Source organism: Peribacillus sp., assembly GCF_059453735.1.
Genome location: NZ_JAZVJO010000120.1, coordinates 1 through 3,881 on the forward strand (window position 1 = coordinate 1; position 3,881 = coordinate 3,881).

A 3,881-nucleotide genomic window follows, 5' to 3' on the forward strand; every position below is an offset into this window, starting at 1 on the left:
CCAACTAGCATTATTCTTTATTATCGTTATCATTAGCTTTATTTAAATAACTAAATCAAAAATGAATACTCCTTAGATACATTGATGCTATTTTGATTATGATATTATGTATAGTATAGTGAACGATGGATTTCATTAAAAAAGGTGGATTCTCAATGATTGTATACGAAGCACTAAAAAGTGAATTTATGCAAGATGTGTTTGAAGATAAACTCGTTGATAATATTGTTAAGAATTATACTGATAAAATTGGTCGAATAAATAAGAGTGAATTAAGGTCTTGGGATAATTCCTTAAAGAATATGCATTTGGTGCTTTTAGATCCAAAAATTCCAGATAATGCGGGAGTGGCAATTGAGTTTAAGATACCTTATACCTCAAAGCGCGTTGACTTTCTTATTTCTGGTAGTGATGAAGAAGAGAAACAATCAATTGTAATTGTTGAATTAAAGCAATGGCAAGAAGCTGAGAAGGTTGAAGGCAAGGAAGCGATTGTCAAAACTGTGCTAGGTGGCGGTTTTAGGGAAACGACGCATCCTTCCTATCAAGCTTGGTCTTATGCTGCTTTAATTGAAGATTATAATGAAAATGCTCAGGATGGTCAGTTGGAATTATACCCATGCGCCTATCTGCATAATTATATTAAGCTACAAGAGGACAATGATCCGATTATAGATGATTATTATCAGTATTATATCGAGAAAGCTCCTGTGTTTCGAAAAGGGGACGCTGCAAAGCTCCGTGAATTTATTAAACGCTATATAAAATATGGTGATAATAAAGAGAACTTATATAAAATTGAAAACGGTCGAATACGGCCCTCTAAATCATTGCAGGATTCCCTGGTCAATATGTTGAAGGGAAATAAGGAATTCGTTATGATTGATGATCAAAAGGTCGTTTTTGAAACAGCCAAAAAGCTTGCGTCAGAAGCTCAAAGAACCAATACCAAGCAGGTGTTGATTGTCAAGGGAGGACCAGGAACCGGTAAATCCGTATTAGCAATTAATCTTTTAGTTGAGTTAACAGCTAAAAACATGGTCTGTCAATATGTTACCAAGAATGCTGCTCCCCGAAATGTATATGCAAAGAAGCTAAAAGGGGATTTTCGAAAGGGTCATATCGATAACCTATTTAAAGGATCAGGCAGTTATGTTGAGGCCGCATCCAATGCCTTTGATGTTTTAATTGTTGATGAGGCTCATCGTTTAAATGAAAAATCGGGTATGTTTAACAATCTTGGGGAAAATCAAATGAAGGAAATCATCAATGCCTCAAAGCTAGCCATCTTTTTTATTGATGAACATCAACGAGTCACATTAAAGGATGCAGGCAGTATCTCGGCGATTAAAAAATTCGCTGAATACTACCATGCTGATGTATCTTATGCCGTATTAGAATCTCAATTCCGCTGCAATGGATCCGATGGCTATTTGGCCTGGATTGATGATGTTCTGCAAATACGAGAAACAGCAAATGATAATTTTATGGGAAATCATTATGACTTTAGAGTCTATAGCGACCCCGTTGCTATGAAGAATGAAATATTCGAACTGAACAAGATTAACAATAAAGCTCGTTTGCTGGCAGGCTACTGCTGGAATTGGAAGAAGGAAGGTAAGGATAATTCTCTAATTTATGATATTGAACTGCTGGAACATGATTTTAGCATGAGCTGGAATTTGGCTAATTCCGATAGTTGGGCTATTGATCCTGATTCCGTTAATGAAGTTGGATGTATTCATACATCTCAAGGATTAGAATTCGATTATGTCGGTGTAATCATCGGTGATGACTTAATTGTTGAGGGCAATGAAGTAAGAACGGATTATACGAAAAGGGCCCGAACCGACAATTCTTTAAAAGGCATAAAGAAAATGATGAAGGAACAACCGGAAGAAGCTTCAAAGGTTGCTGATGAGATCATAAGGAATACTTATAGAACTTTGCTTACTAGGGGACAGAAAGGCTGTTTTGTATATTGTACAAACAAAGAGCTTGAGCATTATTTGAAAAAACGTTTGAAAGATATTAAAGAGAACTATGAGCCGAATGAATTCTTCCGTGGTAATCAAACAGTTGCGGAAAAAAATGGAGAGTATAAATAGTTTACTTTTTATTTTCCTTGAATCAACTATTAACGATTAAAAAGAGAAATCCAATAACGGATTTCTCTTTTTGTCTTTATTTTTCTTAAGAAATAAGAGTTGGAAGCGATTGTTGAGGTTCTGGATTTTGGACTTTCATTCCAATTGGAAGGTGCACCTCAGTGACATATTTTATTAGGAACCCAAGTACAAAATCTTGTTGTAAGCGCATCATCTCCTCATCATAGCCACCTGCCTGGTTACGGTGTCCGTCAATGTCCAAGTAGAGTATACGATCCATGTTAGGTGTTTGTTTTTGAGCCATTCGAACGACCGTTATTAAATCTTTCTTTGCTTTCTCATATGATTCGTGTTTCAATACGGCGTGATATAAGGCTACTTGTTCTTTGTCTGTCATGCTGATCACCTATTCCAATTAATAATGTTCTTTCTTTTTTAGTTTATCACATTGCCTGCCTTCTAACCCAATAGGATGCTTATATCATCGATGTGATTTTCAGTGGCTATACTTCGGTTGTTAAATCAAGCAACAGGGAGGAAGTGCTTATTGTACTAGGTAGAATTGCGAATGTTTGAGAGTATTAAATAGGTTCTTTTTTAAGTGTTGGGGTAAAGCCTTTTAACTCTGTCCTTTATCCTAATGAATTGCCAATGTTTTTATATTGATGATGGAGGAGGATGCTTGCATGGAATCTTATGAAATTTCAATAGCAAAATCCATTGCATTTTTTGACCTTTGTCAGGTTTTTTAAGCCCACCACTAACCCATTCGAGTAATAATTGTAATCGAAGCGATTTAAGATCTCTAATTCCCACGCTCTTCAACCTTCTAGAACTAGCCTAGTTCTTTCTTCGTCTCCACAATCCCTTTCCCTGCGTTTTCTTCGATTTATAAAACCACGTATAAAAGGCTTCCTTTAAGCTCATATACTATCTGGAGTTCAGGGGAAAATGAAGCATCTCTGAAGAAGCCACAGATCTTTCTCCGTTAATTTATGGGTAGTTTTATGAAAGATATAGCGGGCTTTAAAACGTTCTGACGGCCCACCTGCTTTGGCAACTTAGAGAGGTAAATTGGCTGGAGCAAACAGTAAAATTAATTTTACATGGTCCCACTGATAGTGAAAAACTGTATATGGCTATTAGAGGCTAGGCTTCGGAATCATCTACAGGGATTTTATTGTTTATTTTGCTCTATGGAGAAATGGTTAGAAGAGCAGGTGAGAAATTCTAGTAGCAACTTTAGAAAAGGTCCCGAAAACTCACAAGGAATTTTTCTTATGCATATGATTAAGATGCTTTTCTTGTATGACAAGGAGGAAGTTTACGGTGTTATTGAACTGCAGACCAGAAGAGTTGGTAAAGTACAGTAAAGGTCCATATAACAAAGAGAAATTTGTGCAAGATGTTAAGGACAGGTGGGAACTGACAGACTTGCAAATAAGAATGACGTATCTTGTATCAGATCTTGCCGTCAATTCGGAAGGAGTATTTTCGATTACGCATCAAAACTTCTTAAGAATGTTTGAAGAACGGTTTAGGATGGACGTTAGCTTATCATCAGTGAGAAGATTCTTTGGCCTCTTATCCAAAATAGGGGTCTTGTCTGTTCATCATGCTAAAAGGAAAAATAATCAGCAATCAGCTAATATCTATATCGTTCATGTAATGCAAGAAGGTGAACAACCGAATGAACATCCTTCTGATACTCGTACTGAGCAGCCGGTGGAGCAGCATAATAAAACGATAAATAAACCCTTTAATAAACCTTTA

At 36.4% G+C, this 3,881-nt stretch carries 2 protein-coding genes and 1 pseudogene; 2 read left to right on the forward strand and 1 reads right to left on the reverse strand.

What is annotated here, in order from left to right; genetic code table 11:
* Positions 1-155 precede the first annotated feature (155 nt).
* Positions 156-2,108 (forward strand): DNA/RNA helicase domain-containing protein, encoded by a 1,953-nt coding sequence (locus tag AC52RT_RS04000; protein ID WP_495539555.1) that lies wholly within the window; start codon positions 156-158, stop codon positions 2,106-2,108.
* Positions 2,109-2,193: 85 nt separating this feature from the next.
* Here the strand turns inward: AC52RT_RS04000 and AC52RT_RS04005 are convergent, their stop codons facing one another.
* On the reverse strand, positions 2,194-2,505 hold the full coding sequence (locus tag AC52RT_RS04005) for a hypothetical protein (RefSeq protein WP_495539556.1): 312 nt from the start codon (positions 2,503-2,505) through the stop codon (positions 2,194-2,196).
* Positions 2,506-3,437: 932 nt separating this feature from the next.
* On the opposite strand from AC52RT_RS04005, the pseudogene AC52RT_RS04010 reads away from it, so the two are divergent.
* A pseudogene (locus AC52RT_RS04010) lies at positions 3,438-3,881 on the forward strand (hypothetical protein); the annotation flags it as partial.

Excerpts from the sequence above, each read along its gene's own strand:
- AC52RT_RS04000 (WP_495539555.1), top strand. The coding sequence starts at position 156 with ATGATTGTATACGAAGCACTAAAAAGTGAATTTATGCAAGATGTGTTT.
- AC52RT_RS04005 (WP_495539556.1), bottom strand. The coding sequence starts at position 2,505 with ATGACAGACAAAGAACAAGTAGCCTTATATCACGCCGTATTGAAACAC.